Annotated in this window: 10 protein-coding genes; 3 read left to right on the forward strand and 7 right to left on the reverse strand. The window is 41.4% G+C overall.

From position 1 onward, the window contains the following. The coding region (locus WJP93_RS01735) for an IS3 family transposase (RefSeq protein WP_337546531.1) at positions 1-116 on the forward strand (116 nt) is incomplete at its 5' end. A gap of 102 nt (positions 117-218) precedes the next feature. Here the strand turns inward: WJP93_RS01735 and WJP93_RS01740 are convergent. From WJP93_RS01740 to WJP93_RS01755, 4 genes are all read right to left on the reverse strand, one after another. Continuing rightward, positions 219-839, reverse strand: coding sequence for a DUF5714 domain-containing protein (locus WJP93_RS01740; protein WP_337546521.1), 621 nt, complete (start codon positions 837-839; stop codon positions 219-221). Positions 840-1,008: 169 nt separating this feature from the next. After that, positions 1,009-1,617 (reverse strand): pyroglutamyl-peptidase I, encoded by a 609-nt coding sequence (pcp, locus tag WJP93_RS01745; RefSeq protein ID WP_337546532.1) that lies wholly within the window; start codon positions 1,615-1,617, stop codon positions 1,009-1,011. 105 nt (positions 1,618-1,722) lie between these two features. Further along, a complete protein-coding gene (locus tag WJP93_RS01750; protein ID WP_337546522.1) occupies positions 1,723-1,878 on the reverse strand; it encodes a hypothetical protein in 156 nt (51 codons plus the stop codon). A 78-nt stretch (positions 1,879-1,956) separates the two neighbouring features. Beyond that, positions 1,957-2,325 carry a hypothetical protein gene (locus WJP93_RS01755; RefSeq protein ID WP_337546523.1) on the reverse strand — a complete coding sequence of 123 codons (369 nt, stop codon included), beginning with the start codon at positions 2,323-2,325 and terminating at the stop codon, positions 1,957-1,959. Between the two features lie 253 nt (positions 2,326-2,578). On the opposite strand from WJP93_RS01755, the gene WJP93_RS01760 reads away from it, so the two are divergent. Further along, positions 2,579-3,175, forward strand: coding sequence for a transposase (locus tag WJP93_RS01760; RefSeq protein WP_337546524.1), 597 nt, complete (start codon positions 2,579-2,581; stop codon positions 3,173-3,175). 229 nt (positions 3,176-3,404) lie between these two features. Here the strand turns inward: WJP93_RS01760 and WJP93_RS01765 are convergent, their stop codons facing one another. Both WJP93_RS01765 and WJP93_RS01770 read right to left on the reverse strand, forming a co-directional pair. After that, positions 3,405-4,454 carry a P1 family peptidase gene (locus tag WJP93_RS01765; protein ID WP_337546525.1) on the reverse strand — a complete coding sequence of 350 codons (1,050 nt, stop codon included), beginning with the start codon at positions 4,452-4,454 and terminating at the stop codon, positions 3,405-3,407. Between the two features lie 43 nt (positions 4,455-4,497). After that, positions 4,498-5,337, reverse strand: coding sequence for an aminotransferase class IV (locus tag WJP93_RS01770; RefSeq protein ID WP_337546526.1), 840 nt, complete (start codon positions 5,335-5,337; stop codon positions 4,498-4,500). A 69-nt stretch (positions 5,338-5,406) separates the two neighbouring features. Here WJP93_RS01770 and WJP93_RS01775 point away from each other — a divergent pair, with 69 nt between their 5' ends. Continuing rightward, positions 5,407-5,628, forward strand: a complete 222-nt coding sequence (locus WJP93_RS01775; RefSeq protein ID WP_337546528.1) for a DUF6783 domain-containing protein — start codon at positions 5,407-5,409, stop codon at positions 5,626-5,628. A gap of 143 nt (positions 5,629-5,771) precedes the next feature. On the opposite strand, the gene WJP93_RS01780 is transcribed toward WJP93_RS01775, so the two are convergent. Next, a partial coding sequence (locus tag WJP93_RS01780) for a MerR family transcriptional regulator (protein ID WP_337546529.1) occupies positions 5,772-6,151 on the reverse strand: 380 nt, incomplete at its 5' end.

The following is a 6,151-nucleotide window of genomic DNA, read 5'->3' on the forward strand; positions in this document are numbered from 1 at the left end:
AAGAATTTATCAGCATTATAAACCAATATATGCAATGGTATAGAGATAAAAGGATTAAACTGTCGTTAGGGGGTTTGAGTCCGATGGAGTATCGACGCAGTCTTGGAATTGCTTAATTCAGGTCCAAGAAAGCGTCCGCACCCCCGAAACTCCATTGCGGTCTCATTCCGAATCTGATTAAAACTCCTCCCAAGTCCGACCGTTCAGATCATTTGCGATTACATCGGTGTTTTGCATTGTTTTATATCCGAACGTTCTTGACGAACTTGGTAAGTTTTCATATCCACCATATAATATGGACACCTCTCTTTGATACACTGCGCATTTTGATCAGAGTATTCACACTTCATATGTTCATACTCCAATATAACATCATAATGACTATTCACATATTCGACACCATTCTTAAACGCAATCATTGCATCTCTTTTACAGCATCTTGGACCATTTATCTTTCCTAGTTCACTAGTCGCATTTGAAGTAAACTGCATATGATTTCCCCAGGTTCCGTCTGTTGATAGAGGACCTGTTCCATCAATAATTGATAGTGCAGCACCAATTGAAGTAATTGCACCACAAATACCCCACAATCCACACATTGCCCCAGGCATTCTAAGACCTTCTGACATTAGTTTTTCAAGAGCATTGTCAATATCAATGTTTCCTCCAGCATTTTTATATGCTACAAGCAAGCTTGCACCATCTAATATATGATGTTCCGGTCCATGAATACTAATATATTCTTTTCGTGCAATCTTCTTAAAAATGTGAACCGGATTTGTTCCATTTTCCAATTTAATATCTTTAATTATCAATTCTGCCTTTTCATGTACTGTCATAATACCCTCCAAATTACGCTTTAGAATCAACAACTCACACCAATACCTGTTCCCAACATTCCCCCACTTTCTAAATACCTCTTTGCCTGCCTCTGAAGTGATGTTTTTTCCGGATATTTTTCTATCAAAGTAGGCAGAGTACCACGTCCATAGGAGTTAAGCACCCTTTTTATTCTTTTACCACTGCCTCAATTGCATGTTCCAGCGATTTTGCAATTATCTCAATCGGCATCGATGCAAGCGGTCTATCCTTATTTGCCACCTGCTCAGACGAATATGGAACATGAATAAAACCTGCCTTCATATTTGGATAGCTTCTAGCAGCCAAATGAAGTACACGATACATCACACTATTGCACACATAGGTACCTGCCGAATAGGAAACACTACATGGAAGTCCATGTGCCCTCACATTTTCCACCATTGCTTTCACTGGAAGTGTTGAAAAATAAGCATCTGGTCCATCTTTTTCTAGTGACTCATCCTCTGGACTGTCACCTGCATTATCTGGAATGCCTGCATCAGCCAAGTTGATTGCCACCTTCTCCACGGTCACACAAGCTCGTCCGCCTGCCTGACCCACATTTATAACAACATCTGGCTGATCTTTTTCCACTGCCTCTTTTACTATCTCTATACTTTTCTTAAAAACAGTTGGAATCTCTAGCTTAATAATCTGTGCCCCTTCAATGATGTCTGGAAGTAGCTTTACTGCCTCATAAGCTGGATTGACACTTTCTCCGCCAAATGGATCAAAACCGGTCACTAATACTTTCATAAAATGGTTTTTATCATCCTTTATATCCGAAATCTGACAGCAATAGTCAATTGCTAACTGCTGATATAGTTTTTCTTTTATATAATCCATATCCATCACCTCACACTATATTTTTTTGCCGATGGCCGGCACCGGATGTGTGGAACGCTTACCGTCAAATGACGGATATTCAATAATCACCCCAATCATCCTGAGCATCATCATAATTTTCATATTCATCAATATGATCATAATAAAAATCATCGGCATCTTCATACTCATAATTTTCTTTTTGGGATGAACGTCTTCTTGTTTTTTTACTTGGGCGGTGCAAGGCACAATACTCACTTCCTGCATCCTTTAATGAATCACATCCTGACTCAATACACTTATGTTCTTCGCAATAATGACAAGCAGGAAGCTTTTCATTTTCACAGTTTGTGACTTCACACTTTCTTGCCTGCGCCGCTCGTTTCGTTCTTGATTCCGTTCTTTCTTGTAGGACTGTTTTGCCTCATCTGTCGCATAATACCAAGCATTATTTCTCAAAAGTACACTTTCCGACTGACTTAACCCAGCGGCAAGCCACTGGGGTTCCATTGGCCGAGTTCTAGTGCCTGCGTACATCGCAAGGACTTTGGCAGACACATCTGTTCCGGAGCAACAAAACTCGCGAACAAGCAGTCCCACGACCACATTTGTGTCGATTCGATGGAACTGAATCTTCACATTCGCGTTCTCTGGGCCACAAGATCTCCCAGATGGATACTAAGTCAAATACCCGGGGCTATGAAATTAAACGGTACGAATACCGGAATTAATCTTTCATTGTGAACTAAAACATTTAAACTATGTTTTCCGGGTAAAATTTCCGTCCTTCAGCAAAAGTATGCTCTCATCCTTTATAGATGAACTTCCTGATGACAAAGATGAGTTCGATGTCTCTGTTACACGCTTTTTTACAGATAAGAAGACAAAAATCATGAAAGAGCAAACTCAGGTATATCATTACATGAATCCATCTAAGAATACTCCGCATTTTAAGCCGCTTCTTAATGGTAAGCACCTTTGTGTCGTTCAATTTCGTGTTCTCAAAATAAAAACAGCTCCAAATACATTTGAATACATTATTACAAATCTTCCGTTTTCATTTGATATAAACGATATTAAAACCTGCTATCGCTTACGCTGGGGTATTGAAACTTCTTTTCGTTATTTAAAGCATGTTAATGGACTTCTTTACCTGCACAGCAAAAAGCCTGATTTTTTAAAGCAGGAAATTTATGGCAATCTCATTCTCTATAATTTCGGCATTTTTCTTGCCAATGAAGCTGCCCTTGAAAAGCAAAAACAGCAGCTTGAAATAGAACAGCAACACCAATCTCAAAATAAGTACCATTATCAGGTTGATTTTTCTTCTGCTTTAAGAATTGCAAGAAAATATTTTTGGCGTGATTCAAGAACAGAAAAAGATATTATTCACCTGATGATTAAATACGTTCATGCTGTAAATGAAGAACTGCGCCAATTTTCACGCCCTTTACGCGGTATTGGTGCAGTTCATTTTGCTTTTCGATAAGCCTTTTTAACCGAATATCCTCTATGTTGCGGACTATTTTTATTCTTTTAATCCGTTTATTTCGTATACTCTTTTTTGCTGCTTTGCCTCATAAATAGCTTTTTTGGTACTTTTGAAAAAACTCAATTACAAATCGAACATTTTCTCGAACATCTAGCTAAATGGCATTGCTAGATCTCTACGCAAAATCCTCCACAAATTGTGACACACATCTTGCAGAAAGCCTTTTTCAAACACGCTCTGGCAAAAATTCGCTGAGACAATGATAAATTTTTCCATCAACTCCGGTTTCCTGATGCGCATAAATCAATGAATTGCAGATTGCTTCTTCTACTGATTCCGCAGCCATCCGGAAAACCAGATCCAGCCGGTCTTCCGGAAAGCACGAAATCGAAATAAGTTTCTCTTTTCCTGCTGCCGGAAGATAATTTTCGTTTGTAAATCCAATGAAAACATCTCCGCTTCCATGTCCCATATAAGAACCGGTCCGGACAAGTCCAACGGCCGCGCGTTTTAATACACGTTTCAACTGACGCGCAGAAAGCGGAATATCAGTACCGATTATAATCATAATCGATCCTTCGTCCTTTGAGTTCTTCGGGTGCAGTTCCTGCGCGATTCTGTTTCCAACTGGCTGACCGCAGATCATCAGATCCTCCATACGACCAAAATTGGACTGAACCAAAGCTCCAAGCGTATATGTTTTTCCAGCAAAGTCCAGCACCCGCGAAGACGAACCAATGCCACCTTTTAAACCACAGCAGACGGTTCCCCGTCCCGCGCCCACGCACCCCTGTTCAAACGCTTCAGAAGCGCTTTCTAAAGCCTGAATAACGTGATGCACTTCCACTGCACGCTCCTGGATCGGATTGATTAAAGAATCATTTGTTTCTCCTACAACCGGATTGATGCTTCGCACTTTGATGTGATCCCCGGCACATTTCTGTATCGTATATTCAACCAATGCATCCGAAACTTTTCCAACGTTCAGGGTATTGGTCAGGCAAATCGGTGTCTCTATCACACCGAGTTCCTCAATTTGAATCGTTCCTGCTGTCTTCCCGTATCCATTTAATGTAAACACACTGGCAACCGGTTTCTTTACGAAAACATTTCCATCGCACGGGATAACAGCCGTCACGCCGGTTTTATGACCATTTTCTTCCACCGTACAGTGCCCGACCTTCACTCCCGGCACATCAGTAATCAAGTTTGCCTTCCCGCACGGAATGCTTCCTACCTTATATCCATAGGAGCGGATGTCCTTTGCTCCATTCATACCAAATCCTCCAATTCAGCATCCAAAACAAATCTTGTACCGATTAGTTGGTTGCCGTCATAAATTCATCCATGATTTCTTTGCGGATTTTCTCAAGAAGTTCCGGTGCCTTTCCTCCAACCGGCTTCCCGTCCAGTTCATTCGCATACATGCAGAGCTTGCTTGAACTTGTAACAAGAACCTCATCTGCATCAAACATTTCATCCAGAGTATATGGAGTCTCACTCACCGGAATTTCAAGCTTTTTACATGCTTTAATCAGATGAGCTCTTACAATTCCCGGCAGAATCAGGTTATCTGTCGGCGCTGTAATAAGTTTGCCGTCCTTAATGATGTGGCAGTTGCTGTGTGCGCACTCCGTAACCCGCTTTCCCGGTCTGTAAAATACACACTCTTCCGCCCCTGCTCTTTTTGCCTTCTCAGCTGCCATGACAGACGGAATCAGATTCAACGTCTTGATGTTGCAATGGAAAAATCGCGTATCCTCTGCTGTAATCAGCTTAATTGGCTTCGTCCCATCCGCGACTTCTGCCGGCTTTAACATAATCCACAAATTTGCCTTTCCTTCCGGGAATACATGGTTACGCATGCCGGTACCTCTTGTTACCTGATAATAAACAAACAGATTTCCGGTATCCATTTTGTTTACCATTTCCTGGAGCAAGTCCGCCAGTTCTGCTTTTGTCACAGGCACTTTGATATCCAGAAGTCCGGCGCTGTTGAATAAACGATCGATATGTTCATTCAATGCAAAAATTTTATAGTTTCTTGACAGCCCTGCGTCATAAACCCCATCTCCGAACCAGCATACTCTGTCATTCATTGGAATGCTCATCTCGTCCAGCTCGCCAAATTTTCCATTATAATATCCTAATGTTTTCATTCTCTTTTCCTCCATTTTCTCAAAAAAACAGCAAATGCCTAGAGCATGTTTGAAAAAGACTTTTGCAAGATGTGCGTCACAATTTGTGGAAGATTTTGCACAGATGAGAGCATCGTAGTGGGCTATGACAACCAAATTTGGGCAAAAGATACCGCAAATTCAAGCGTGCAGATTGCGGGAATGATTTTTCAAACACGCTCTAGTGTTGAAGCGCAAAAAAATAGGCAAAAATGCTTTACAAACACCTTTGCTTGCTTAAATGATATTATCATTATAATTCTTTTTTTCTAAAATGCAATCCCTATTTTTTTATAAATTACTTTTTTGCAAAATATGCCGTTTTTTTCAAATATGCTGCGGCGAGGTCTCTTTAGCAGCATAACTCCTCCCCGCTGCAGTTTTTGCCGGGGACAGGCACTTTTTTTCCCTTGAATTTAGCGATGCGCATTTTCATATGCTTTTCGGATTTCCTCCGGCAAGCGATCAGGAATCAGTGACTTTAGTCTATCCTCACTGCCGTCTTTGATTGCCTGCTCATAGTACCAGCATTTGAATTTCAGCATATCTAGCGTCCGGTTCATATGCTCAAGCTCCGCTTCCATGTGCACCCGTTGCGCCTCAAACATTGCCTTTCGCTGTGGGTAGGTGGCCGGTCCTTCTACGCACCAATCCATGAACTGCCGAATGTCCTTGATCTCCATGCCAGCCTTTTTCAGACATTCAATGACCCGGAGCGCTTCAATCTCCGCCTCACTAAACTTGCGGATGCCGGATACCCGTTCCATGTTCGGAAAAAGTCCCTGTTTATCATAAT

Source organism: Anthropogastromicrobium sp., from assembly GCF_037349415.1.
GTDB lineage: Bacteria > Bacillota > Clostridia > Lachnospirales > Lachnospiraceae > Anthropogastromicrobium > Anthropogastromicrobium aceti.

Bases quoted from the DNA above. Each gene is read 5' to 3' on its own strand.
- WJP93_RS01740 (WP_337546521.1), bottom strand. From the start codon at position 839: ATGACAGTACATGAAAAGGCAGAATTGATAATTAAAGATATTAAATTG.
- pcp (WP_337546532.1), bottom strand. From the start codon at position 1,617: ATGAAAGTATTAGTGACCGGTTTTGATCCATTTGGCGGAGAAAGTGTC.
- WJP93_RS01750 (WP_337546522.1), bottom strand. From the start codon at position 1,878: ATGAGTATGAAGATGCCGATGATTTTTATTATGATCATATTGATGAAT.
- WJP93_RS01760 (WP_337546524.1), top strand. From the start codon at position 2,579: ATGAAAGAGCAAACTCAGGTATATCATTACATGAATCCATCTAAGAAT.
- WJP93_RS01765 (WP_337546525.1), bottom strand. From the start codon at position 4,454: ATGAATGGAGCAAAGGACATCCGCTCCTATGGATATAAGGTAGGAAGC.
- WJP93_RS01770 (WP_337546526.1), bottom strand. From the start codon at position 5,337: ATGAAAACATTAGGATATTATAATGGAAAATTTGGCGAGCTGGACGAG.
- WJP93_RS01775 (WP_337546528.1), top strand. From the start codon at position 5,407: ATGTGCGTCACAATTTGTGGAAGATTTTGCACAGATGAGAGCATCGTA.